The sequence below is a fragment of the Thioclava pacifica DSM 10166 genome (genome assembly GCF_000714535.1).
In the GTDB taxonomy this organism is placed as follows: Bacteria; Pseudomonadota; Alphaproteobacteria; order Rhodobacterales; family Rhodobacteraceae; genus Thioclava; species Thioclava pacifica.
The window spans coordinates 254,176-277,040 of sequence record NZ_AUND01000023.1; the positions used below are offsets into that span (position 1 = coordinate 254,176).

Here is a 22,865-nt window from a genome sequence, read left to right on the forward strand (position 1 = left end):
ATCAGTCGATGAGCGGCGCGCGTGCCGTGCGCGCCCGCGGGCTGCGCGCCCGCGCGGTGGCGGCGCGGATTGCGGGCATCAATGTCGAGCGGGTGGGCTTTCGCGGAACCGTTTGCGCTTGTCCGGCATCGAAGATGCCGTGATGCGTCTTGTCCCAATAGAAGGGCTTTGCGATCAGCTCGTAGAGCGCTTTCCATCCCGCCAGAGCGCCGAGCGGAAAATAGAGATGCAGCGTGGGTACCCATTTGATCAGGTGGCGATGTGCCCGGTCACGCGTGGCCCAGACCCCGGCAAGGATCGAAACGATCTCGGAGAGCAGGAAGGTGCCCATCACGGCAAGGAAAGCCGGTTCGGGCAGCACGCTCGCGATCGGATGCCAGAGACCGAAAAGCGCGAGCCAGAAGCTCCAGAGCACTGGCGCGAGCACATATTGCGAGAGCGAACCGAGGATCAGGATCTGCACCCCGATGAAGCGTTTCGCGCCGAGTTCGCGCCAGAGCCTGCGCGGGTTGCGCATATGCACCGCCCAGGTCATCGCGTAGCCCTTGAGCCAGCGTGAGCGTTGCTTGACCCAGGGCAGCGCGCGGCAATTCGCTTCCTCATAGGTGACGGCGGGGATCAGCTCGGTGCGATAGCCGTGCCGCGCGAGGCGCACGCCCAGATCGGCATCCTCTGTCACGTTATGCGCATCCCAGCCGCCGAGCCGCTCCAGAGCCTCGCGACGGAAGAAGAGGGTCGTGCCGCCCAAGGGCACGACGAATCCAAGTCGCGCGAGGCCAGGAAGGAAGGCGCGAAACCAGACCGCGTATTCGATGGTGAAGCAGCGTGCGAGCCAGTTGGTGCGCGGGTTGTAATAGTCGAGAATGCCTTGCAGGCAGGCGACCTCTGGCGAGGCCGCTGCGAAATGGCGCGCGACGATCTGGAGCTGGTCGGGTTCGGGCGCGTCCTCGGCATCCCAGACCCCGATCACCGAACCGCGACAAAAGCTCAGCGCGTAATTGAGTGCGCGGGGCTTGGTCTTTATCGGCCCGTCGGGCACAGTCACCACCCGCATCCAGCGTGGAAGGCGGCTGCCCGCGAGCGCCACGCGGGTCATCTGATCGGTTTCCTCGACCACCAGCACGACATCGAGCAATTCGCGCGGATAACGCAACCGCCCGAGCCGTTCGACCAAGCGCGGGGCGATGTCAGTCTCATGAAAGAGTGGCACCATCACCGAGATGATCGGCATGAGCGGCGGAGCACCGAGCTGGGGCTGCGGCTCGCTCGGCGTACGGGCGCGGCGCTGCGCGGCGATCTCGCTGCTGACGGCGGCAAGTTTGAGCGCCATCGCCGTCACGAGCGTCAGCATCGTCCAGAGAAAGAGTGCCCACATCACCATTTGCGGCGCGATAATCAACCCGAGGAGAGAGCCCCCGGTGAAGCCTGACGCAATCAAGGCGGTCCGGCGTTCGTTGCGGCTGCGGCAGCTCTCAGCCGGATCGCCCTTGGTTTCGGCGCGGCGGATCAGGGCGGTCTGACGGCGCACGAGCAGGCTATCATGCACGTCGCGCTCGGGTGCGATCATCATTCGATAGGGGGCGAAGCACGCGGGCAGGCTGTCACGCAGGCGCAGGAAGGCTTCGGGCCGCGCGGTCGCGATCAGGGTCACGCCGCCGACACGGCGCCAGGGCACCATCGCATTGGCGAGACAACGTTCCGCGCCAATCGCGTCGATCAGCCGGGGATCGGGGGGCTCCTGATACAGATCGACGACTGAGCTTTGCCATTGTAGCGCCAGCGCCGCCATCAGGTCGGCCTCGCTCACCCAACCATGGCTGAGCAGGATATCGCCAAGCCGCACATCCTCACGCTTGCGCAGGGCGAGTGCCTTGAGAAGATTGCCGGGCTCGATCGCGTTCATCTCGAGCAGGAGCTGGCCAAGCGGTTTTCGTCGTGCGGGATCGGCCTTCTGCGGCGTCACCTGAAGAGGCTTGATCTCCGGCTTGGCGGCGCGCGCGCAAACAACCGGCTGCGCCGCCGGAAAATCGACGATCCTGAGCGGCGTCGAGCCCATGTCCAACCTCATATCTGTCCCGCAGGACAAGATGCGTGCGGATGGTTAAGGCTTGGTTAACCGGAAAGAAAACCTCGGTGGCCCGTGAGGGGTCAGGCGCTCTTGCGGGCGCGCATGGCCTCGGCGAAGCGGTCGAACAGGTAGTAGCTGTCCTGCGGGCCGGGGCTTGCCTCGGGGTGATACTGCACCGAGAAGACCGGGCGGTTTTCCATCGAGATCCCGCAATTCGAACCGTCGAAGAGCGAGATATGAGTCTCGGCGACGCCCTTGGGCAGGGTCTGGCTGTCGACCGCGAAGCCGTGGTTCATCGAGGTGATTTCGACCTTGCCGGTGGTGAGATCCTTCACCGGGTGGTTCGCGCCGTGATGACCGTGATTCATCTTGATCGTCTTCGCACCCAGCGCCAGGGCCAGCATCTGGTGGCCGAGGCAGATGCCAAAGACCGGCAGTTCGGTTTCCAGAACACCCTTGATCATCGGAACGGCATATTCGCCGGTTGCCGCCGGGTCGCCCGGGCCGTTCGACAGGAACACGCCATCGGGGTTAAGCGCGAGTACTTCTTCGGCGGTCGCGGTCGCGGGCAGAACCGTCACGTCGCAGCCTGCCGAGGCGAGGCAGCGCAGGATGTTGCGCTTGGCGCCGAAGTCGATCGCGACGACCTTGAGATCATTTCCCTCGGCCGATTTGTAGCCTTCGGGCCAGGCCCAGCGCATCTCGTCCCAGCGATAGCTCTGCGCGCAGGTCACGTCTTTGGCGAGGTCGAGCCCGACAAGGCCTTTCCAATCGCGTGCCTTCTTCACCAGCGCCTCGATATCGAAGATGCCATCGGGATGGTGGGCGATCGCGACATGCGGCGCGCCCTGCTGCCGGATTGCGCGGGTCAGGCGACGGGTGTCGACACCGCCGATACCGATCCGGCCACGCTTTTCGAGCCACTCGACGAGGTTCTCGGTGGCGCGCCAGTTGGAGGGCTCGGTCGGATCCCATTTCACGATCATTCCGGCCGCGACGGGGTCGCCGGTCTCGTCGTCATCGGGGTTCACGCCGACATTGCCGACATGGGGGAAGGTGAAGGTCACGACCTGGCCTGCATAGGAAGGGTCGGTCATGATTTCCTGATAGCCGGTCATCGCGGTGTTGAAGACCAGTTCGGCCACCGTATCGCCGGTGGCGCCGAAACCCTTGCCGTAGAAGAGCTGTCCATCGGCGAGCGCGATCAGCGCGGTGGGCTTTTCCGATGCGGACTGGCTGGCAGGCATGGCGCGACTCCCCCGAGGTCAAAATTCGCCGGAACCTAGACGGCTCTCGTTCGCGGGTCAAGGCCCTGCGGCAGATTTGTCTTTTCCATATTTATCAATAACTTGCAAACGTTGTGCGCGTTTCGCAATGCAGCTATTCTGGCGCCTTGACGCAAGTAGGGACACGAGAACCGATGGAAATGCGCGAAAAGATCGCCGCCGCGCTGAAAACGGCGATGAAGGAAAAGGATCAGGAGCGGTTGTCGACGCTGCGACTGATCAATGCCGCCATCAAGGACCGCGAAATCGCGATGCGCTCGGAAGGCGATGGCGATGGCACCGTCGGCGATGCCGAGGTGCTCACGATCATGGGCAAGATGGTCAAGCAACGTCAGGAAAGCGCTCGCGCTTATGAAGAAGGTGGGCGGCTTGAACTTGCAGAGAAGGAACAGTCCGAAATCAAGGTGATCGAGGAGTTCCTGCCGCGCCAGCTGAGCGAGGAAGAGGTCAACGCGGCAATCGACGCCGCGATCGCCAAGCTCGGCGCGAACTCGATCCGCGACATGGGCCGGGTGATGGGAGAGCTGAAGGGCCAGTATACCGGCCAGATGGACTTCTCGAAGGCCGGTCCGATGGTGAAGGACCGCCTCGCCTCCTGAGCCATGGGCGGTACGCCGCCACGCCGCAGATGAATACGGAACAGCGCCCCCTCGGGGGCGTTTTTCTTTTCGCAACTCATGCGGAAAGGAGACGACATGAAAGCGCAATCGCAAGTTCAGCAGAAAGCTGCCGGGGCCGCGCTCGCGGCCAAGCGCGGGGAGGCCAAGGTCAAGGATCTGCAAGGTGCCTCGAAGGATATGTACGAGACGATGACCGAGGGCGAGCTCGAGGAAATGGCCGGGACGGCCCGCGAAGATCTGCCCGAACGCAAGAGCTGAACTGGCCGGGCCCGGCCCGGGCTCTATAGTTTTCAGTGAGTAACGAGTGGAGGAGAGCGATGCGTCGGGTTCGCGCACTTTCGGTTGGCCTGCCTGTGGCTGTTCTTTTGCTGACGGGCTGTGTGCCTTCGGCGGGGCCGGGCGATCTCAAGCGCAGCTATCCAGACCGGCAGCTCTTCCATTTCCATTCCAATGTCGCGGGTGGGGAGATGAGTTACCTCTGCGCCCCCGGTGAGACTGCTGCGGCAACGAAGGCCCGCGCGGCCAAGGCGCATGGCGCTTACGAGGCCGAGATCGGCAGCTACGGTGACACCTTCGCGCAGGAATTGGTGGGGGCATTGAAATCTGGGGCGGCTCCGAGCACCGCGACGCGCAAAGTCAATCGCGAGAGCGATGCCTGGGCGCGCAAGGCGGCACTGAAGATCGAAGCGGAGTATCAATGCCTGCCGGTGGCAGCTCCCGGCGTCGGACTAGGAGGTTGATCAGGAGACGGCCGGCGCGCGCGCCACATCGAGCCGTGCCTGCAATTCGCGGTGAAGCTGGCGCCGCTCCTCGGGCGTCAGAAACGCGCCAATCTCGACTTCGCGGGTGCCTCCACGCAGTGTCAGGTAATCGGGAACTGGCCCTCCGGCCTTGTGTAGCTCGACACGAACCCAGTGGGGGTTGGCCTCCCAGTCGCGCGGTGGCTTGCCGGGGTCGTGGCGGATCAGGTGGAGTTCGGGCCCGCGGAAGCTGAGCACTTCGAGCACTTCGCCGGTCCGGTAACTATGCGAGATCGCCCACCAGACACCAGCCACGGCCAGCGCGATGAAGGGCAATAGCCACCATAATTCAACCCGCCCGAGCACCGCGAACAACGGCAGGCTGATCATCGCGACCGTTGCTACGATGAAGAAGACGAAACCCTTGCGCGGCAGCGAGCGATAGGGCCAGAGGTGCAGTTGATCGGCCGCCTGAGCCTCTCCCGACGCAGGGGGCGGCACTGGGTGACCTTTGGCATCTGTCCAGCGATAGGGCATGTCGGGCTTCCTGTTGCAAACGGCCCCGGATCGCTCCGGGGCCGCTCTCGTTCTCAGGAGATGGAGATCGCTAGTGCGCGTGGGCGTGATCCCAATCCTCGCGCTTGGGGAGCTGCTCGAAAGTGTGCTCCGGCGGCGGGGAGGGCAGGGTCCACTCCAGCGTGTCGGCGTATTCGTTCCAGTAGTTGTTCTCGGTAACGCGCTTGCCCTTGAACAGGGTGTAGAACACGACGCCGATGAAGAACACGAAGCTGGCGAACGAGATGAACGCGCCGATCGAGCTGATGTAGTTCCAGGTGGCGAAAGCCTCCGGATAGTCGATATAGCGGCGCGGCATGCCCTGACGGCCCAGGAAGTGCTGCGGGAAAAAGATCAGGTTGGACCCGATGAACATCATCCAGAAGTGCAGCTTGCCCGCCCATTCAGGATACTGGCGACCCGACATCTTGCCGATCCAGAAGTAGATGCCCGCGAAGATCGCAAACACCGCCCCCAGCGACATCACGTAGTGGAAGTGCGCCACGACGTAGTAGGTGTCGTGATAGACACGGTCGAGCGGCGCCTGGCTCAGCACCACGCCGGTCACGCCGCCGATGGTGAACAGGAACAGGAAGCCGATCGCCCAGAGCATCGGTGTCTTGAACTCGATCGAGCCGCCCCACATCGTCGCGATCCAGCTGAAGACCTTCACGCCCGTTGGTACCGCGATCACCATCGTCGCCACCATGAAGTAGCTTTGCTGGGTCAGCGACAGGCCCACGGTGTACATGTGGTGCGCCCAGACGACGAAGCCGAGCACGCCGATTGCCACCATCGCGTAGACCATCGGCAGATAGCCGAAGACCGGTTTGCGCGAGAAGGTCGCGATCACGTGGCTGATGATGCCGAAGCCGGGCAGGATGATGATGTAGACTTCCGGATGGCCGAAGAACCACAGGATGTGCTGATAGAGGATCGGATCACCGCCGCCCGAAGGGTCGAAGAAGGTGGTGCCGAAGTTGCGATCCATCAGCAGCATGGTGATCGCGCCCGCCAGAACCGGCAGCGAGAGCAGGATCAGCCAGGAAGTCACGAAGATCGACCAGGCGAACAGCGGCACCTTGTGCAGCGTCATGCCCGGTGCGCGCATGTTGAGGAAGGTCGTGATCATGTTGATCGCGCCGAGAATCGAGCTCGCGCCCGAGACGTGCACGGCGAAGATCGCGAGATCCATCGAGTAGCCTGCCTCGTTGGTCGAGAGCGGCGGGTACAGCACCCAGCCGACGCCCGAACCCGAGCCGCCACCGCCACCCGGGGCGAGCAGCGAGGCAATGCCGAGGCCCGTGCCTGCAACATAGAGCCAGTAGCTGAGGTTGTTCATCCGCGGGAAGGCCATGTCCGGCGCGCCGATCTGAAGCGGCATGAAGTAATTGCCGAACCCCCCGAACAGCGCGGGAATCACCACGAAGAACATCATCAGGACGCCGTGATAGGTAATCATCACGTTCCAAAGATGCCCGTCGGGCGTACATTCCTCTGCCGCATTGGCGACGAAGCGCGCGCCTTCGGCGCACATGTATTGTACGCCCGGCTCCATGAGCTCGAGGCGCATATATACGGTGAAGAGAACCGAGATCAGCCCTACAAAACCTGCCGTAAACAGGTAGAGGATCCCGATATCCTTGTGGTTGGTGGACATGAACCAGCGCGTGAAAAATCCACGCTTGTCATGCGCACCCTCGCCGTGAACGGCTGCGTCCGCCATAGTGATCTCCCATTTCTCCCTACAGACCCGGGTCTCCCGTCCCGATTGGCCTGAACAGGCAAAGGTTAGGAGCGAATTTCCAGCAGGGCAAGGATTTCACGCACGCGTCCGTGAAAAATTGTCGCAGCGGCGTGAGTTGGGGTCACGACCAAGCTTGCCACAGCATCGGCGCGAGGCGCAGCGCGGCTGTCATCGCGGCGAGCGTTCCGGTCAGCCAGAGCGCCAGAAGGTTGGCGGGCAGAATGACCCAGTAAAGTGGCTTCAGGACGCGAGCGCGCCGCGCCCGGGCGAAGTTGAGCGCGGCGATCAGGGCGGCGCAGGCGAAAAGCAGGGCAAGCTGTCCCTGCGCCACCGGAAGCGCGCGCAGCGGCATCGAAAGCGCCCAAGGCAACACGAGGTTGATCATCAGGAAGATCGCGCTTTCCCGGTGCATCGCAATCCTTTCGAACGCAAAAGGCGGGCCGTCGGGCCCGCCTCGATCTGTTCTCCGCAGCTTGCGGATTACTTGTTGGCCGGGTTGTCCGGCGAAACGTCCGCAGAGCCGAGATAGGCGGCGACATCCGCCTGATCCTTCTTCTGCTTGTAGCTCATGCCCGACTTCGCTTTGGGGTCGCCGGTCTTTTCCTCGAGGAATTTCGAGGGATCGGTGATGTATTCTGCGATCAACTCTTCGGTCCAGACCGCGCCGGTCGCGGCATATTCCTTGATGCCGTCTTTGTAGCTGAAGCCCTCTTCCGACGCGACCGGACGGCCGATGACGTTATAGAGGTTCGGGCCGACCTTGCCGCCCTTGAAGATCGCCGTCCCGTCCGGGGCAACAATCGAGTGGCAGGCCTTGCACTTCTTGAATTCTTTTTCGCCCTTGGCGGCGTCCTGCGCGAAGGCGGGAGCGGCCAGGGAGACTGCGGCGATCGTGGCAATCAGGCTGAGTTTCATCGCGTCCTCTTTGTTTTTGCGTTGGCGCAGGTCCTCCCGACCTCGCCTTCACGGGCAGTCACGCTGCCTTGAAAGGCGTTGTAACATGTGTGAACGGGGAGTTGTCAGCAACTTTCTGTGTTTGTGCGTGAGGAATCGCCAAGTGTGCGGTCGAATGTCGCACGCAACGCAACGTCAAGGTCGACCATCGTCGCGGGAATGCCGAGATCGACCAGGCTGGTGACCCCGTGGTCACGGATTCCACAGGGCACGATTCCGCTGAAATGTTCGAGTTCGGGTTCGAGATTGATCGAGATTCCGTGAAAGCTTACCCACTTGCGCAGCTTCACCCCTATCGCGGCGATTTTGTCCTCGCGCAGCGTTCCATCGGCCGCCTTGGGCTTGTCCGGTCGGGTCACCCAGACGCCGACGCGCCCGTCACGGATCTCCCCTTTCACATTGAACTCGGCCAGCGCCGCGATCACCCAATCCTCGAGCCTGCGCACGAAGCAGCGTACGTCACGCCCGCGCTTGTTGAGATCAAGCATGACATAGGCGATGCGCTGGCCCGGCCCGTGATAGGTGTATTGCCCGCCGCGCCCGGCCTCGTAGACCGGGAAACGGTCGGGATCGACGAGATCCTCGCGCTTGGCTGAGGTGCCCGCGGTGTAAAGCGGCGGATGTTCAAGGAGCCAGACCATTTCGTCAGCCTCGCCGGCGGCGATCTGCGCGACACGGTGCTCCATGAAGGCGAGCGCCTCCTCGTAAGGGACGGGGGTCTCGCTGATGCGCCATTCAACCATTCTTAACCTCCAGCGCGGGAATTCCTTACCCAACATCAATATTTCTTGCCCGCGATGCGACTTAGGGCGCAGACTTCACCCATTCGTGAGGTCGCCGCCACCGCACCGACCGTTTTCAGGGTCGGACCTATCGCGCAGTCGAAGAGTGGGAACTGCGGGGCGACAGGCAAAACCGGAAGATATTGATTGGAGGGTTCAGGGATGAAACACAAGTTTCTGTTGACGGGGCTTGCCGTGCTTATGGTCACGGGCGGGCCTGGCGCGCCAGCGCTCGCGGGCGGGTCAGATATCGTAGGTGGCGTGATCGGCGGCATCATCGGCGGCGCGATCGTGAACGAGGCGAATCGCAGCAACCAGCGCCGCACCACGACCACGCGCACCTATACCGCGCCGCGCGTGTCCTCGGCGCAGCGCGAGGCCAACCGCGAGGTACAGGTCGCGCTCAACCATTTCGGCTGGAATGTCGGAAGGCCAGATGGCTCGCTCGGGCCCAAATCGCGTGCCGGGATTTCGCAATATCAGGCCTTCATGGAATTCCCGATCACCGGGCAGCTCAATGATATGGAGCGTACCATCCTAACCACTGCCTATCAGAAGGCGATGTTGGGGGGCTCCGCAGTGACGCAGACGATCTCGACCCATCCGCAGGGCATGCGGGGACTGCTTCTCGAGACGCGGGCGCAGATGTTGGGCACTGGCGGAGCGACCTATGCGGGCGGCTCGATCGGGGGGCTGCCGCCGCAGATCTCCGAAGCGGTCTACGAGATCGCGCGCAGCTCCAACGTCGAGCCGCAGCAACTGATCGCGCGGTCGGGCTTCGTGCAGCTGGCGGATCTGAACAATGACGGGCGGACCGATTACCTGCTCGACACGTCGGTCCTTGGTCCGGGCTTCTGGTGCAATGACAAGAGCTGTGCGGTGCGGGTCTTCGCCTCGACCCCGAGCGGTTTCGCGCGCAACGACTTCCAAGCATATAACGCGACGCCGGCGATGTTCACCTGCCAGGCGGGCGCGTGCCAGATGACTGGCAGCGCCACCCCGACGGCGAGCCTGCCGCCCACGACGATGGCGGTGGCCCCGCAGCCGCAGCCACAGGCGCCTTCCTTTGGCACGCAACTGGCCGCGCAACCGGCTCCAGCGATGCCGTCCTTCGCGGCGATGCCCGAACCGGTCCCGGTCTCGCTGGCCTCCTACTGCGCGAAGGTCGGGCTGGTGACATCTTCGAACGGGGGGTTCCTCACCGAGGCAAGCCTGACCGATCCGGAGCAGGCGCTGGGCGAGCAATTCTGCCTCGCGCGGGGCTATGCGATCGACGAGGGCGAGGCGATGGCCGCGAAGATCACCGGATTCACCCCCGAGCAGATCGCGGCGCAATGCAGCGATTTCGGCGCGCTGCTTTCAGACGAGGTCGCGGCGGTAGGGTCCACCCCGCAGCCCGCGATGATCGAGAAGGTGAAGGGCTTCGTTGCCAGCTCGGGCATGAGCCCCGCTCAGCTATCGGGCACGGCCAAGGTCTGCCTTTCGGTCGGCTACCGCACCGATGACATGCCCGTTGCGCTGGGCTCGGCGCTCGTGCTCGGCGCGATCGGCGAGGGCGGCTATGACGAGCTTGTCGGCCATCACCTGATGCAGGGGATCGGTACCGAGGAACGGCCCGATCTGGCGCTGGGGTGGTACGAATCAGGGATCAAGGCCACGCCGGTCTTCGCACCGGGCCAGCCCGAGCGGAATAGCCTGATCCACAAGGCTGCGCTGATGATGAATGGCCGCGCCGATGCGAGCGCCGCCCCCAAGCCCGCCTCTGGTCCTGCCGCGGCTCTTTCGGGCTTTGCGTCCAAGGCCGCAGCGCTGATCGAGACCGCCGCGCCGCAATGAGCATGGCACGCGGGCCGGGGAAACTCGGCCCGCGCTCACACGGGGCGAAAAATTCGCGGCAATCCCGAAATACCCCCTTTTCTTCCCCCCGGCCTTTGGCTAATACGCGCCACACCAAGCCAAGACAGTGCGGTCGTGGCGGAATTGGTAGACGCGCAGCGTTGAGGTCGCTGTGGGGTAACTCCCGTGGAAGTTCGAGTCTTCTCGACCGCACCATTCATCCGACAGAGCCCGGGCCAAGTGCCCGGGCTTTGTCGTTTTCGTCCCCCCATCGCCATTCGGACGTGTTTGAAACAAATGCTCCCGAGTTTCGCGCCTTTATTAACCGCGTCTTGAAGAACCGCGCCCCAAAGTGGCTCCGGGTGAGCCTGCCACGAGGGCGGGCCTTTTTGGGGCTATCGGTGGATGGCGACTTACGTCTTCACAGGCTATTACGGTGATAACTTCATCGTCGAGGGCGGCGGCTCAACCGTCGTCGTTGGCTCTCGATTGATGATCGATCCCTCCTGGGATGTCGACGAGTCGAGCCGCACCTTCACCTTCACCGATGACGACCCCAATCTTTCGGGCGACAGCGATCTACTTGCCGACGAGGTCGGCAACGACTCAAACCAATATGTCACCGTTACCAATCCTGATGGATCAGTGATCGCGTCGGGCAAGGTCTATATCGAGAGTTCCATCACGCTCTCCGCGCCCGATGGCAGTTCGATCCAGGTCTATATTCTCGAGGTGAACGGTGTCGTCGTCGGCGAGGTGACGAGCGCGCCGCTCCAGCCCGGCGTCACCTATGAGGTCACGGCCGTCACCAATATCACGACCGGTCCGGCCTATAGTTCGATCGTGTCTGCCAGCTACGATCCCGATGATCCGAATTACATCGAGGGCGGGATTTATGCGGACTCGCTTCAGGGCGGCGCGCTTGATGACACGATCTCAGCGGGCGCCGGGGCGGATACGATCGACGGCGGCGATGGCGATGATGTCATCTATTACGGCACCGGCGGCGCCAGCGGGACCGATGGCGATCTCGTCCATGGTGGGGCCGGAAATGACCTGATCGACGATGCCTCCGGGGTCGCATACGACTACCGGGACACGATCTATGGCGGTTCCGGGGATGACACGATCTGGGCCGGGGGAGGCGATGATTACGTCGAGGGTGGTGACGACAATGATCTGATTTTCGGCGAGGGCGGCAATGACACGCTGCTTGGCGGCGCGGGCAATGACACGCTCTCGGGTGGGGATGGCAACGATTCCATTCTAGGCGAGGGCGGCGAGGATTCGCTGCATGGCGATGCGGGCGATGATACCGTGTCGGGCGGCGATGGCGCAGACACGCTCTGGGGCGATGGCGGCAATGACCTGCTTCTGGGCGGGGCGGATGACGACACGTTCTTCTTCGATGACGGCTGGGGCGTTGACGTCGTCCTGGGCGGAGAGACGGTCACCAGCGGCACCGATTTCGACCAGCTCGATTTCAGCGCAGTCACGACGACCGGCATCACCGCGATCTACGGGGGGGACGAAAGCGGAAGCGTCACGGCTGGCGCCGAGCGGGTCGATTTCTCGGAGATCGAAGGGATCACCGGCAGCGCGCTTTCCGATTTGCTCGACGCATCCGCGAGCAACGCCAGCGTCTATCTCGAAGGCGGCGGCGGCGATGACACGATCACCGGCGGTGCGGGAGATGATACGCTGTCGGGCGGCGCGGGCGCGGATACGATCTGGGCGGGCGAGGGCGATGACCTCATCACCGGTGGCACGGGCGATGACACGCTACAGGGGGCCGCCGGCGCCGACACGCTCTGGGGCGGTGACGGGGCAGATGAGCTGCATGGCGGCGACGATGCCGATACTTTCCTTCTCTACGAAACCGACGGCGCCAGTTCGATCTATGGCGGTGAGGGTGGGGATGACTGGGATACAATCAGGCTCATTGGTGGCGGTGCCGATGTCGTCTGGACCGGGTGGGAAAGCGGCACGATCAGCTATGACGGCGGCACGACGCTCAGCTATTTCTGGGAAGTCGAGGCGATCCAGGGGACTGCCGCCGCCGACAGGTTCGATGCCAGTGACGCGGCGACGGGCGTCTCGATCGCGGCAGGGGGCGGCGATGATACGCTGATCGGCTCGGCCCAGGATGACATGCTCTCGGGCGGCGACGGAGCGGACACGCTCGTCTTCGCGGATGGCGGCGGGGCCGACACGATCACCGATTTCGACATGAGCGATGACGGGTCGGGTTTTACCACCGATCAACTCGACGTGACGGATCTTACCGATGCCACGGGGGCGCCGGTCAATGCCTGGGATGTCAGCGTAAGCGCCGATGCCTCGGGAAATGCGATTCTCAGCTTCCCCAATGGCGAAAGCGTGACCCTGATCGGGGTCAGTCCCGAAGAGGTCTCCACCGCGCCACAGCTTTTTGCGATGGGAATCCCCTGTTTCCTCGAAGGCACCGAGATCGAGACGCCGCGCGGGCCGCGCAAGGTCGAAGCGTTGTGTCCGGGCGATCTGGTCATCACCCGCGACGGGCCTGCGCAACCCGTGCTCTGGCATGGGCTGCGGGCGGTAACGGAAAGTCAGTTGCGCGCGGATACCCGCCTCCGCCCGGTCGAGATCCGGGCGGAGGCATTCGGCAATTCCCGTCCGCTGCGGCTGTCGGGCCAGCATTGTCTCTATGTTTCCGAAGAGGGCGGGGCGCTGGTCCGGGCGCGCCATCTGGCGGCGACAGGCTGGGGCGGTGCGCGGGTTATGCAGGGGCGTCGCACCGCGCGCTATCACCATCTTCTTCTGCCGCGCCATGCGCTGGTGCGCGCCGAGGGCGTATGGGTCGAAAGCTTCTGGCCCGGGCGACAGGCGCTTGGTGCGCTTCCCCCGGATCAACTCGCGGCGCTATTCCGAGTCTATCCCCGTCTGGCGCTGGTGCACTGGGCTTCCGCAGAGGTTGAATCCGTCTACGGTCCCTCCGCTTGCCCGAAGGTGACCTCGCGTCAAGTTACGCGCGACAAGTGCAGGAAATGGTCGCTAGTTGCGCGGCAAATGCCGCAAAGCGGCGGTTTTTCGGGCGGTTCTGTGCTGCGATAGGCATATGTTCGGAGTTTTTGGATTCCGGGTTGAAATCCAGAATTGCCCTTGCTTTAGTCACATGCACGGGAAATGACCAAAGACAAAAACAACGGGGAGCCCGCTTTGACCAACGCAGCTGACGGCGAAGGATTCGTCGTATTCGACCGCGTGCAGAAAAGCTATGACGGCGAGACGCTCGTCGTGAAGGATCTCAATCTCTCGATCGGCAAGGGTGAGTTTCTCACCATGTTGGGGCCGTCGGGGTCGGGCAAGACAACTTGCCTGATGATGCTGGCCGGTTTCGAGACCGCGACCAATGGCGAGATCCGGCTGGATGGCCGCAACATCAACATGGTTCCGCCGCACAAGCGCGGGATCGGCATGGTGTTCCAGAACTACGCACTCTTCCCGCACATGACGGTTGGCGAGAACCTCGCCTTCCCGCTCGAAGTGCGGGGCATGGGCAAGGACGAGCGCGAGACCAAGGTCAAGCGCGCGCTCGACATGGTCCAGATGGGCACTTTCATCAATCGACGGCCGGCACAGCTTTCGGGTGGCCAGCAACAGCGGATCGCTCTGGCCCGCGCGCTGGTGTTCGATCCCGAGCTGGTCCTCATGGATGAGCCGCTTGGCGCACTCGACAAGCAGTTGCGTGAGCATATGCAGTTCGAGATCAAGCACCTGCATGAAAGCCTTGGCATCACCGTGGTCTACGTGACCCACGACCAGGGCGAAGCGCTCACCATGTCGGACCGCGTCGCCGTGTTCAACGATGGCCGCATTCAGCAGCTCGCGCCGCCCGATGAACTTTACGAGCGGCCGCAGAACAGCTTCGTCGCGCAGTTCATTGGCGAGAACAACAAGCTGCCGGGCAAGGTCGAGACCCTCGACGGCGACGGCTGTACGGTGCGGCTGAGTACCGGTGAACTGATCGACGCCACCGCGGTCAATATCCGCGAAGCCGGTCAGGACACGCTGGTCTCGATCCGCCCCGAGCGCGTCGAGTTCAAACCCGAGATGATGCCCTCGGGCGCCCATACGATCAACGCCGAGGTGCTCGAGGTGATCTACATGGGCGATATTCTTCGCACGCGCATGCGTGTTGCGGGATCGGATGATTTCGTGATGAAATCGCGCAATACGCTCGATCAGGTGCGCCTCAAGGAAGGTGATACGGTCAAGATCGGCTGGCACCCTCAGGACGCCCGCGCGCTCGATCCGATGTGAGCCACAGCATTCCGGGCGCGTGCGACCCGCGCGCCCTGATCCGCCGCCCGAAGGCGGCCAATCGACGAAACGTCGAGACAACAACAGACTAAACCAACTGGGAGTAACCAAGAATGAAGAAACTTCTGATCCTGAGCACCGCGCTTGCTGGCTTCACCGCCGCCGCCGCACAGGCGGAAAGCGTGACCGTCCTTTCCTGGGGCGGCGCTTACGAGAAGAGCCAGGTCGAGGCCTATAACAAGCCCTTCACCGAATCGACCGGCATCGACGTGAACATGGAAGCCGCCGATAACCCGGCGACCCCGATCAAGGCGCAGGTTGAAGCGGGCAACGTTTCGGTCGATGTGGCCGACGTCGAGAAATCCGACGCGATCCGTCTGTGCGACGAAGGTCTGCTCGAGCCGATCGACCCGGACACCGATCTGGCCGCTGCGCCCGACGGAACTCCGGCTTCGGAAGACTTCATCGATGGTTCCTTCACCGATTGCGGTGTTGCGAACATCGTGTGGTCGACCGTGATGGCCTACAACACCTCGAAGGTTGACGGCTCGCCCGCCACCATCGCGGACTTCTTCGACACCGCGAAATATCCGGGCAAGCGCGGTCTGCGCAAATCGGCCAAGGGCACGCTGGAATTCGCTCTGATGGGCGCGGGCGTCCCGGCAGCGGATGTCTACAAGGAACTGGCCACCCCGGAAGGTGTGGACAAGGCTTTCGCCGAGCTCGACAAGATCAAGAGCGATGTCGTGTGGTGGGACGCCGGTGCGCAGCCGCCGCAGCTTCTCGCCGATGGCGAAGTTGTGATGTCGACCGCCTATAACGGCCGTATCTTCAACGCAGAGGTCGCTGAAGGCCAGCCCTTCAAGATCGTCTGGGACGGTCAGCTGATGGACTTCGACTTCTTCGTGATCCCGAAAGGCGCGCCGAATATGGACGCCGCGAAGGCTTACCTGAAGTTCGCCACCGAGACCGCGCAGCTCGCCAACCAGGCGAAGTGGATCTCCTACGGCCCGGCACGTAAGTCCTCGGCTCCGATGGTCGGCATGTATCAGGACGGCAAGACCGAGATGGGTCCGCACATGCCCACCTCGCCGGACAACCTGACCAACGCTCTGGTCAACGACTCCGAGTTCTGGGCTGACCACGACACCGAGCTGAGCGAGCGCTTCAACGCCTGGCTCGCCGGCTGATGCCAAACCGGGCCGCGCGATCCTCTCGCGCGGCCCGACTTCTTCTCGCGTAAGGAAGCGTCTGGCGATGTCGACCCTCCGGATTTTATCCGTCTGCCTCTGCCTTACGGTGCCCTTCGCGCCGCAGGTGGTCCGGGCCGGGGATCCGGTTGTGGGGTACGCGACGAGTGACGCGCAGATGAACGCTGCAATGGCAGCCGCCCGCGAGAGCTATTCGACCGCCTTCCTTGGTGCGATCCGTGCGCGCGAGGGTGAAGACTTCCTCCTCAAGGCGGGCATCGACACGCCCGGCAACGGGCGCGAGCATATCTGGACTGCGCCGGTCTCGATCTCATCGACCGAGATCACGGCAGAGCTCGTCAATGAGGCGGTCTATTTCGAGGGCCATGTCGGTGACGAAATCACCTTCTCGCCCGATCAGATTTCGGATTGGAGCTACCGCCGCGACGGCAAGCTCCATGGTAATTACACGACCCGGGTGATGCTGCCCGAGATACCCCAGGATCAGGCGGCGCGTCTGCGCGCGATTCTGGCCCCGCTGCCCTGAGCGGCAAAGGAGAGATAATGAGCGACGCCACGATGGAACCAACAGAGCTGAGAACAGCCGACGGCCTGCCGCTCAAGAAGGCGCTGGCGAAATCTCAGGCGCGGGCGAAGCGACGCGCCTTCCTGCTGGTCGCACCGCTGTTCCTGTTCGTCCTGATCACCTTCGTGGTGCCGATCGGGCAGATGCTGCTCCAGTCGGTCTATAACGACAGTTTCTCGAAGAACGCCCCGGCGCTTGGCCAATGGTTCTCTGAGCATCCGCTTGGTACGCCCATCGACGAGAGCGCCTATGCCGCGCTTGCGGCCGATCTCAAGGAGATGAAGGCGAACCGTACGCAGGGCGAAGCCGGCACCCGGATCAACTATGACGTTGCCGGTACGCGCTCGCTGTTCACCTCGACGGCGCGCAAGGCTGACAAGCTCGAGCCGCCCTACAAGGAAGCGATCCTCGACATCAACGAGGGCTGGAGCGATCCCAACCTGTGGCGCGCGATGCGCTCCGCATCGCATCCCTACACCATCGACTTCTACCTCGCCGCGCTCGATATGACCCGCGACAAGGACGACAACATCGTCTCGGTCGATGAGACGCGTTCGATCTACGGTACGCTTTTCATGCGGACGGCGATCCTGTCTCTGGTCATCACCGTGCTCTGCATGATCCTCGCCTTCCCGATCGCGCATCTGCTGGCCTCGCTGCCACTGGCGAAATCGAACCTGCTGATGATCTTCGTGCTGCTGCCGTTCTGGACCTCGCTGCTGGTGCGCACGACCTCATGGATGGTGCTGCTCCAACAGCAAGGCGTTCTCAATGACATCATGGTCTGGCTGGGAATTGTCAGCGACAACGGCCGCCTCGAGATGATGTACAACAAGACCGGCACGATCGTCGCGATGACACACATCCTGCTGCCCTTCATGGTACTGCCGCTCTATTCGGTGATGCGGACCATCCCGGTCAGCTATGTGCGCGCAGCCCGCAGCCTCGGCGCGACCTCCTGGACCGCGTTCCGCCGCATTTACCTGCCGCAGACCCTGCCGGGGATCGGTGCAGGTGCGCTTCTCGTGTTCATCCTGTCGGTTGGCTACTACATCACCCCCGCCCTTGTTGGTGGCGCCGATGGTCAGCTGATCTCGAACATGATCGCCTTCCACATGCAAAAATCGCTCAACTGGTCGTTGGCCGCCGCACTTGCCTCGCTTCTGCTGGGCGGCGTTATCATCCTCTACTGGCTCTATGACCGGCTGGTGGGCATCGACAACATGAAGCTGGGCTGAGGAGAGACACATGGCCGTTCCCGCATATGCAAGCCCGCTCGAAAGAACATGGCACTACACCTATCTGGTGATCTGTGGCCTGATCTTCTTCTTCCTGATCGCGCCGATCATCGTGATCATTCCGCTGTCCTTCAACGCGGAGCCCTATTTCACCTTCACGGAGAAGATGCTCAGCTTCGATCCGTCCGGCTATTCGATGCGCTGGTATGACATGCTGCTGACCTTCGGGATGCAGGAGCCGCAGGCCGAGCGCGGTTGGTCTTGGTGGATGGATGTTTGGCATCACGCGACCTGGATCGACGTGGCGAAGAACTCGATCATCATCGGTTTCTTCTCGACGATCCTCGCGACTGTGCTGGGCACGCTCGCAGCTCTTGGCCTGTCGCGCCCTGAGATGCCCTTCCGCCGCGCCGTGATGGCGGTGCTGATCTCGCCGATGATCGTGCCGATCATCATCACCGCGACGGGGCTGTTCTTCTTCTACTCGAAGACCGGTCTCGCCCATACCTATCCCGGTATCATTATGGCCCACGCGACCTTGGGCATTCCCTTCGTGATCATCACGGTGACGGCGACTCTGGTGGGCTTTGACCACTCGCTCAGCCGCGCGGCCGCGAACCTCGGGGCCGATCCGCGCACGACCTTCTTCAAGATCGTCATGCCGCTCATTCTGCCGGGCGTGGTCTCGGGCGCACTGTTTGCCTTCGTGACCTCGTTCGACGAAGTGGTGGTGGTGCTCTTCGTGGCGGGCTACGACCAGCAGACGATCCCGCGTCAGATGTGGAACGGTATCCGCGAGCAGATCTCACCCGCGATCCTCGCCGTGGCCACGATCCTCGTCTTCGTGTCGATCGCGCTTCTGACCACGGTGGAATTGCTGCGCCGCCGCTCCGAGAAGCTGCGCGGGATGTCACCGGGCTAAGGCGTCCAGCGTCAATGGGCAACGCTCGCCCTCGTAGAACGTTTCAAGGAGCCGGGTGAACACCGGCTCCTTTCCATTTGAGGCGGCCTCGAACAACGTCGCGCAGGAGCGCAGCTTCAGCGCATCGACCGGTCCCATGATCTCCTCGATCGGCGTGTCCGCGTGGGTCAGCACCGCCTCCGACGCCTCCACCAACCGCGCCCGTAGCACCGGGTCGGCGAGATAGTCCCGCGCTTCACCGAGATCCGCGATCCCGTAGTCCCGCGCGCGCGGAGAGCGCCCGAGCGAGGCCAGTTGCGGGAAGATCCACCAGATCCAATGGGTGGTCTTGCGACCTTGGCGAAGCTCCGCCAGAGCGGTGGGGAAGTCGCGGGCCTGGGGGGCGTGGAAGCGTTGGGTCATGAAGATGCGCCCGCTTCTTGTGTAATGGCTCGCCTCTTAGGCTATCCCAAACTCGGCTTCGGCAAAATCGAGAATTTTTGCAAACATCTCCGGCTTTCGCCAATTCAGCTTATGGACGGGGGCCGAATAGAACAACGAAGACATCGTCGACATGTCGAGATCGCCTTTGGCTGAATTGCACGCGGATTTCAGTCTGCCGCCGGGTTTTCCGGACAGTTTGGGGGTGTTCTTCCAGATTTCAGCCGAGACAGGATTTTTTCGGAGGAGATAATCGAAGTGATAATGGAGAATGAAGTAGGGGTAGTATTTTGTCCGTGTTGCGGCTTGCTTGCTTGCAAATGAAGCGGGATTGATAGCGCGCCGGAGTTCCTGTGATAGACGTGCCCAAATCGGCGCAGTCTTATTCAACTTGCGAGGGGTTTTTAGATAATCCACGAACTGATCGCGCCAATGACGCACCAGCGGATTCCCTTCATGCGCAGCAAGAAACCAACTTGAAATCAATCGATCTGGATTCTCGTTAAAATAGGCGAAGAAGCCCGATGGTCCCAGCGCATTGGGCAGCCAACTGTCCAATCGTGCCGAAGGCAACAGGGTTGCGTCTACCCATACACCACCCCGATCCGCCAGAAGGATCAATCGCAGGAGGTCTGACCGGATTTGCATGGACAGATTCGACGGATCGATGCCTTCAGCAGCAATCAGATCATCCGCTTCGGCGCCAGCGAGGAGTTTGACCTCTCTGATACCGTGGGTCTCCTGCCAGATCCGATGCAGACGCTGGATCATCTCGGGCGCCTGCTCAAATCCCTGATACCATAGCGAGTAGATTGCCATCGCAGAATTCTCACCAAGAAAAGCCAGAGCTGACAACACGATAAACTGGAAAAGCGGAGCTCAGGAACAACACAGCGCGTGCGGATCCTCGTTGGCGAAAAGCCATGGCTTACCCCCAAACCTCCACAAACTCACGCCACTCGCCCTTGCTCATGCCGGAGTTCTCCTGCGTGACCACCTCACCGGCGAGACGGCGCTTGAGCAGTTCCACCGACTTGCCTGACAGGTTCACCCCGCCCAGACGGTAATCCTCGAAGGCCGAATAGGCGGCGGGCACCCAGTCCTTTACGATATCGCACATCACCTCGGCATAGACGCGGATCTCGTATTGCGCGTGGTGGTCGGCGCGCAGGCGCAGGAAGTGGAAGAGGTTGTGCAGGTCGATCTTCCAATACCACTGCGTGTAGACATTCGCGGGCAGGTTCATCCGCGCCAGCTCGCGCGCGAGGCCCTGTTTGCCCGCGTCCTCGTCCGGGGTCAGCATGTCCTCGTAATGGTCATAGGCGCGCATCGCGTCCTCGCGCAGGATGTCGAGCACGCGGGCGGCCTCGGCGCCTTCCAGCACCGCGCCGCGGCCCTGGTTGTTCACCGTCGATTGCGCGGCGAGCTGATCGGGGGCGGGGATGTAGAATTCACGGTCGAGGATCGAGTAGCGCGCGGAGTATTCGTTGACGTTCGCGGTGCGGTGGCGGATCCATTGGCGGGCGACGAAGACCGGCAGTTTGACGTGGAACTTGACCTCGCACATCTCGAACGGGGTCGAGTGCCAGTGGCGCATCAGGTAGCGGATCAGCCCGGTATCGTTGCTCACCGCCTTGGTGCCGCGGCCATAGGAGACGCGCGCGGCCTGACAGATCGCGGCATCGTCGCCCATATAGTCGATGACGCGGACCAGCCCGTGATCGAGCACCTCATGGGCGGTATAGAGGCGCTTCTCCATCCCCGGCGAGACCGCCCGCGCGGTCATTTGCGTCTCGGCGCGCTGCGCCTCGATCTCGGCTTTCTGTTCCGGGGTAAGCGCCATTTCATCCTCCGCAGCTCTCGAATCGGATTTACTATATCTGCGATGGTGCGCTCTAGGAACCGCCATATCCTGTGGATAAATCCTTCTTCTTGCCCGGGCGCGGTGGTGGGCTATCCTCGGGGGGACGCCAAGACATGAGGAGACCCCAACCGATGAAAATCGAATATCTGCACACGATGGTTCGCGTGCTCGATCTCGAGAAATCCATCGCTTTCTATGAACTGCTCGGCTTGAAGGAGCGCAAGCGCTACGAGAGCGAGCAGGGCCGCTTCACGCTGGTCTACCTTTGCCCGCCGGGCCAGGAGGACGGGCGCGCCGATCTGGAGCTGACCTGGAACTGGGACGGCGATACCGGGCTGCCCTCGGACAGCCGCCATTTCGGGCATCTCGCCTACCGGGTCGAGAATATCTACGAGATGTGCCAGCACCTGATGGACAACGGCGTGACGATCAACCGGCCGCCGCGCGACGGGCACATGGCCTTCGTGCGCTCGCCTGACAATATCTCGGTGGAGCTGTTGCAGATGGGCGATGCGCTGCCTGCACAGGAGCCATGGGCCAGCATGGAAAACACCGGACACTGGTGAGGGAGACGCGCCCGGATCACTTGCGGAAGTGATCCTTGAGCTTGTCGAAGGGGCTGCGAGTGTCTTCCGCAGCCTCTTTCTTTTGCGTGGCCGCTTGTTGCGGGGCAGGGACGTCGGTCTTCTCGGGTGCTTTCGTGCCTGTCGAGGACCGCGGGGGGGCGACGCGCAGGCTCACCGCATTGAGGAATTTTGACCCCTCGCCCGCAGCCAGTGCCGGAGCCCCGTCGGAGAGCCCCCGCAGCAGATCGTCGAGCATCTCCTGTTCCGCCTTCGGGAAGTCATTGAGCACATAGCCCGCCACCCGATCTTTGTGGCCGGGATGCCCAATGCCGAGACGCACCCGCGCGTAATCGGGGCTAATATGCTGATGGATCGAGCGTAATCCGTTATGGCCCGCGTGACCTCCGCCCTGCTTGAGGCGGCATTTTCCCGGGGCGAGGTCCAGCTCGTCATGGAAAACGGTAATGTCGGAGGGCTCGACCTTATAGAAATCGGCCGCCGCGCGCACAGATTGTCCCGACAAGTTCATGAAGGTTTCGGGTTTCAACAGCACCACCCGGGTCGAGCCGAAGCGCCCCTCGCTCACCTGTCCCTGAAATTTCGCGCGCCACGGGCCGAAGCCGTGATCCGCGGCGATCCGGTCAAGCGCCATGAACCCGATATTGTGCCGGTTCCCGGCATATTTTGCGCCCGGATTCCCGAGACCCACCCAGAGTTGCATCCGCCACCTTTCTCATCATTGCGCGTCGGCGTCATCCTCACCCCTTTGGGATATTGGATGCGGGCGCAAACGGAAAGGGGGTGTCAGAGCAGGGTGTCGTCACGCCCATTGGATCGGATCGTCGCCCGTGCCACGCGCGAGATCGAGACGCCGGAGAAGTTGCGATGTGCCTCGTCTGTCTTCTCGCGCCGCGCGACCTCTTCCATGAGGCGATCGACCAACGGTTCCTTGCGGCTTACCGGAGGTTCTCTGTGATCTGCGGGCGGGGTTTGCAATTTGCGCTGACCCGTGCCCCAGACCATGCGATCCACGATCGACCGGTCCGAGCGACGCGCTTTGATCTCTTCGAAAACCTGCGCGAATCCGCGCCGTTCCCTGTAGCAAATTGCAAGCGCCGTCATGGCTGCAAAGATCTGCATGGCCTGTGTCTGCATCTATTTCGCCTCATAGGTGTATTTTTTTCATTTT

General features: G+C 62.5%; 23 protein-coding genes and 1 tRNA gene. 12 read left to right on the forward strand and 12 right to left on the reverse strand.

Features of this window, described 5'->3' with window-relative positions; translation table 11 throughout:
- Position 1: 1 nt before the first annotated feature.
- Entirely contained in the window at positions 2-2,056 is a 2,055-nt protein-coding gene (locus tag TP2_RS10485; RefSeq protein ID WP_084714163.1) for a glycosyltransferase, read from the reverse strand.
- A gap of 92 nt (positions 2,057-2,148) precedes the next feature.
- Positions 2,149-3,315 carry a glutamine-hydrolyzing carbamoyl-phosphate synthase small subunit gene (gene carA, locus TP2_RS10490; RefSeq protein WP_038077048.1) on the reverse strand — a complete coding sequence of 389 codons (1,167 nt, stop codon included), beginning with the start codon at positions 3,313-3,315 and terminating at the stop codon, positions 2,149-2,151.
- A gap of 173 nt (positions 3,316-3,488) precedes the next feature.
- On the opposite strand from carA, the gene TP2_RS10495 reads away from it, so the two are divergent.
- The 3 genes from TP2_RS10495 (at position 3,489) to TP2_RS10505 (ending at position 4,714) form a co-directional block, all read left to right on the forward strand.
- Positions 3,489-3,953, forward strand: coding sequence for a GatB/YqeY domain-containing protein (locus tag TP2_RS10495; RefSeq protein ID WP_038077050.1), 465 nt, complete (start codon positions 3,489-3,491; stop codon positions 3,951-3,953).
- A 96-nt stretch (positions 3,954-4,049) separates the two neighbouring features.
- Positions 4,050-4,232: a DUF3008 family protein gene (locus TP2_RS10500; protein WP_038077052.1), complete on the forward strand. Its 183-nt coding sequence runs from the start codon at positions 4,050-4,052 to the stop codon at positions 4,230-4,232.
- Between the two features lie 59 nt (positions 4,233-4,291).
- On the forward strand, positions 4,292-4,714 hold the full coding sequence (locus tag TP2_RS10505; protein ID WP_038077055.1) for a hypothetical protein: 423 nt from the start codon (positions 4,292-4,294) through the stop codon (positions 4,712-4,714).
- Here the strand turns inward: TP2_RS10505 and TP2_RS10510 are convergent, their stop codons facing one another.
- The 5 genes from TP2_RS10510 to lipB all read right to left on the reverse strand — a co-directional run bounded on the left by TP2_RS10510 (position 4,715) and on the right by lipB (position 8,713).
- A complete protein-coding gene (locus tag TP2_RS10510; RefSeq protein WP_038077059.1) occupies positions 4,715-5,251 on the reverse strand; it encodes a DUF2244 domain-containing protein in 537 nt (178 codons plus the stop codon).
- Positions 5,252-5,321: 70 nt separating this feature from the next.
- Positions 5,322-6,995, reverse strand: a complete 1,674-nt coding sequence (gene ctaD, locus TP2_RS10515) for a cytochrome c oxidase subunit I (RefSeq protein ID WP_038077062.1) — start codon at positions 6,993-6,995, stop codon at positions 5,322-5,324.
- A gap of 142 nt (positions 6,996-7,137) precedes the next feature.
- A complete protein-coding gene (locus TP2_RS10520; RefSeq protein WP_038077064.1) occupies positions 7,138-7,428 on the reverse strand; it encodes a hypothetical protein in 291 nt (96 codons plus the stop codon).
- A gap of 68 nt (positions 7,429-7,496) precedes the next feature.
- Positions 7,497-7,931 (reverse strand): c-type cytochrome, encoded by a 435-nt coding sequence (locus TP2_RS10525; protein ID WP_038077065.1) that lies wholly within the window; start codon positions 7,929-7,931, stop codon positions 7,497-7,499.
- A gap of 104 nt (positions 7,932-8,035) precedes the next feature.
- Entirely contained in the window at positions 8,036-8,713 is a 678-nt protein-coding gene (gene lipB, locus TP2_RS10530; RefSeq protein ID WP_038077068.1) for a lipoyl(octanoyl) transferase LipB, read from the reverse strand.
- Positions 8,714-8,914: 201 nt separating this feature from the next.
- Here lipB and TP2_RS10535 point away from each other — a divergent pair, with 201 nt between their 5' ends.
- The 8 genes from TP2_RS10535 to TP2_RS10570 all read left to right on the forward strand — a co-directional run bounded on the left by TP2_RS10535 (position 8,915) and on the right by TP2_RS10570 (position 18,826).
- The gene (locus TP2_RS10535; RefSeq protein WP_051692475.1) at positions 8,915-10,588 is read left to right on the forward strand and encodes a peptidoglycan-binding domain-containing protein; all 1,674 of its coding nucleotides are present in this window, start codon (positions 8,915-8,917) and stop codon (positions 10,586-10,588) included.
- Positions 10,589-10,717: 129 nt separating this feature from the next.
- Positions 10,718-10,804, forward strand: a tRNA-Leu gene (locus TP2_RS10540).
- A gap of 189 nt (positions 10,805-10,993) precedes the next feature.
- Complete coding sequence (locus tag TP2_RS18985; protein ID WP_038077071.1) at positions 10,994-13,681, forward strand: Hint domain-containing protein; 2,688 nt, start codon at positions 10,994-10,996, stop codon at positions 13,679-13,681.
- Positions 13,682-13,753: 72 nt separating this feature from the next.
- A complete protein-coding gene (locus TP2_RS10550) occupies positions 13,754-14,890 on the forward strand; it encodes an ABC transporter ATP-binding protein (RefSeq protein ID WP_157617100.1) in 1,137 nt (378 codons plus the stop codon).
- Positions 14,891-15,003: 113 nt separating this feature from the next.
- A complete protein-coding gene (locus TP2_RS10555; RefSeq protein ID WP_038077072.1) occupies positions 15,004-16,080 on the forward strand; it encodes an ABC transporter substrate-binding protein in 1,077 nt (358 codons plus the stop codon).
- Between the two features lie 178 nt (positions 16,081-16,258).
- Positions 16,259-16,627, forward strand: a complete 369-nt coding sequence (locus TP2_RS10560) for a YegJ family protein (RefSeq protein ID WP_276202130.1) — start codon at positions 16,259-16,261, stop codon at positions 16,625-16,627.
- Between the two features lie 17 nt (positions 16,628-16,644).
- Complete coding sequence (locus TP2_RS10565; RefSeq protein WP_038077079.1) at positions 16,645-17,904, forward strand: ABC transporter permease; 1,260 nt, start codon at positions 16,645-16,647, stop codon at positions 17,902-17,904.
- A 10-nt stretch (positions 17,905-17,914) separates the two neighbouring features.
- Entirely contained in the window at positions 17,915-18,826 is a 912-nt protein-coding gene (locus TP2_RS10570) for an ABC transporter permease (protein WP_038077083.1), read from the forward strand.
- Here TP2_RS10570 and TP2_RS10575 read toward each other — a convergent pair.
- The 3 genes from TP2_RS10575 to thyX all read right to left on the reverse strand — a co-directional run bounded on the left by TP2_RS10575 (position 18,815) and on the right by thyX (position 21,089).
- Positions 18,815-19,228 (reverse strand): DUF1810 domain-containing protein, encoded by a 414-nt coding sequence (locus TP2_RS10575; protein ID WP_038077087.1) that lies wholly within the window; start codon positions 19,226-19,228, stop codon positions 18,815-18,817. The two genes, TP2_RS10570 and TP2_RS10575, sit on opposite strands and share 12 nt — an antisense overlap.
- 36 nt (positions 19,229-19,264) lie before the next feature.
- Positions 19,265-20,065: a capsular polysaccharide synthesis protein gene (locus TP2_RS18300; protein ID WP_084714169.1), complete on the reverse strand. Its 801-nt coding sequence runs from the start codon at positions 20,063-20,065 to the stop codon at positions 19,265-19,267.
- A gap of 109 nt (positions 20,066-20,174) precedes the next feature.
- A complete protein-coding gene (thyX, locus tag TP2_RS10580) occupies positions 20,175-21,089 on the reverse strand; it encodes an FAD-dependent thymidylate synthase (RefSeq protein WP_038077091.1) in 915 nt (304 codons plus the stop codon).
- 152 nt (positions 21,090-21,241) lie between these two features.
- Here thyX and TP2_RS10585 point away from each other — a divergent pair, with 152 nt between their 5' ends.
- A complete protein-coding gene (locus TP2_RS10585) occupies positions 21,242-21,676 on the forward strand; it encodes a VOC family protein (protein WP_038077093.1) in 435 nt (144 codons plus the stop codon).
- A gap of 16 nt (positions 21,677-21,692) precedes the next feature.
- Here the strand turns inward: TP2_RS10585 and pth are convergent, their stop codons facing one another.
- Together pth and TP2_RS10595 are read right to left on the reverse strand one after the other, a co-directional pair.
- The gene (gene pth / locus TP2_RS10590; RefSeq protein ID WP_038077095.1) at positions 21,693-22,397 is read right to left on the reverse strand and encodes an aminoacyl-tRNA hydrolase; all 705 of its coding nucleotides are present in this window, start codon (positions 22,395-22,397) and stop codon (positions 21,693-21,695) included.
- A gap of 83 nt (positions 22,398-22,480) precedes the next feature.
- A complete protein-coding gene (locus tag TP2_RS10595; RefSeq protein ID WP_038077098.1) occupies positions 22,481-22,831 on the reverse strand; it encodes a hypothetical protein in 351 nt (116 codons plus the stop codon).
- Between the last annotated feature and the right edge of the window lie 34 nt (positions 22,832-22,865).

Coding starts and splice junctions, on each gene's coding strand:
- TP2_RS10485 (WP_084714163.1), bottom strand. CDS start 2,056: ATGGGCTCGACGCCGCTCAGGATCGTCGATTTTCCGGCGGCGCAGCCG.
- carA (WP_038077048.1), bottom strand. CDS start 3,315: ATGCCTGCCAGCCAGTCCGCATCGGAAAAGCCCACCGCGCTGATCGCG.
- TP2_RS10495 (WP_038077050.1), top strand. CDS start 3,489: ATGGAAATGCGCGAAAAGATCGCCGCCGCGCTGAAAACGGCGATGAAG.
- TP2_RS10500 (WP_038077052.1), top strand. CDS start 4,050: ATGAAAGCGCAATCGCAAGTTCAGCAGAAAGCTGCCGGGGCCGCGCTC.
- TP2_RS10505 (WP_038077055.1), top strand. CDS start 4,292: ATGCGTCGGGTTCGCGCACTTTCGGTTGGCCTGCCTGTGGCTGTTCTT.
- TP2_RS10510 (WP_038077059.1), bottom strand. CDS start 5,251: ATGCCCTATCGCTGGACAGATGCCAAAGGTCACCCAGTGCCGCCCCCT.
- ctaD (WP_038077062.1), bottom strand. CDS start 6,995: ATGGCGGACGCAGCCGTTCACGGCGAGGGTGCGCATGACAAGCGTGGA.
- TP2_RS10520 (WP_038077064.1), bottom strand. CDS start 7,428: ATGCACCGGGAAAGCGCGATCTTCCTGATGATCAACCTCGTGTTGCCT.
- TP2_RS10525 (WP_038077065.1), bottom strand. CDS start 7,931: ATGAAACTCAGCCTGATTGCCACGATCGCCGCAGTCTCCCTGGCCGCT.
- lipB (WP_038077068.1), bottom strand. CDS start 8,713: ATGGTTGAATGGCGCATCAGCGAGACCCCCGTCCCTTACGAGGAGGCG.
- TP2_RS10535 (WP_051692475.1), top strand. CDS start 8,915: ATGAAACACAAGTTTCTGTTGACGGGGCTTGCCGTGCTTATGGTCACG.
- TP2_RS18985 (WP_038077071.1), top strand. CDS start 10,994: ATGGCGACTTACGTCTTCACAGGCTATTACGGTGATAACTTCATCGTC.
- TP2_RS10550 (WP_157617100.1), top strand. CDS start 13,754: ATGACCAAAGACAAAAACAACGGGGAGCCCGCTTTGACCAACGCAGCT.
- TP2_RS10555 (WP_038077072.1), top strand. CDS start 15,004: ATGAAGAAACTTCTGATCCTGAGCACCGCGCTTGCTGGCTTCACCGCC.
- TP2_RS10560 (WP_276202130.1), top strand. CDS start 16,259: ATGAACGCTGCAATGGCAGCCGCCCGCGAGAGCTATTCGACCGCCTTC.
- TP2_RS10565 (WP_038077079.1), top strand. CDS start 16,645: ATGAGCGACGCCACGATGGAACCAACAGAGCTGAGAACAGCCGACGGC.
- TP2_RS10570 (WP_038077083.1), top strand. CDS start 17,915: ATGGCCGTTCCCGCATATGCAAGCCCGCTCGAAAGAACATGGCACTAC.
- TP2_RS10575 (WP_038077087.1), bottom strand. CDS start 19,228: ATGACCCAACGCTTCCACGCCCCCCAGGCCCGCGACTTCCCCACCGCT.
- TP2_RS18300 (WP_084714169.1), bottom strand. CDS start 20,065: ATGGCAATCTACTCGCTATGGTATCAGGGATTTGAGCAGGCGCCCGAG.
- thyX (WP_038077091.1), bottom strand. CDS start 21,089: ATGGCGCTTACCCCGGAACAGAAAGCCGAGATCGAGGCGCAGCGCGCC.
- TP2_RS10585 (WP_038077093.1), top strand. CDS start 21,242: ATGAAAATCGAATATCTGCACACGATGGTTCGCGTGCTCGATCTCGAG.
- pth (WP_038077095.1), bottom strand. CDS start 22,397: ATGCAACTCTGGGTGGGTCTCGGGAATCCGGGCGCAAAATATGCCGGG.
- TP2_RS10595 (WP_038077098.1), bottom strand. CDS start 22,831: ATGCAGACACAGGCCATGCAGATCTTTGCAGCCATGACGGCGCTTGCA.